Here is a 265-nt window from a genome sequence, read left to right on the forward strand (position 1 = left end):
GGTCATGGTCCCGCTACTGCAATGGCTCAACACCTACCAGCCGGATCTCATCGAAGATGAGGCGGTGCAGATCGAGGCCGAGATCCTCAGCAACACCCACTGGGATCTCGCGCTAACCGTTCGCCTAACAGAGCGCGTCGTCGCCAACGTGGATTGCAGTACCGGCAGCATCAACGCAGAGCACCGAATGCCAGCATTTCCCGCCGATGCTTGCCCAGCCAAACACTGGCAGCTCTACATCAAGCACCCCGAAAACGCAGAGCAT

The 265-nt window shown here is 58.9% G+C and carries 1 protein-coding gene; it reads left to right on the forward strand.

What is annotated here, in order from left to right; genetic code table 11:
• The coding region (locus tag SB847_RS21290; protein WP_410578635.1) for a phage tail protein at positions 1-265 on the forward strand (265 nt) is incomplete at both ends.

Origin of the sequence: Bacillus sp. SIMBA_026 (genome assembly GCF_046535335.1) — a bacterium.
GTDB classification, from domain to species: domain Bacteria; phylum Bacillota; class Bacilli; order Bacillales; family Bacillaceae; genus Bacillus; species Bacillus velezensis.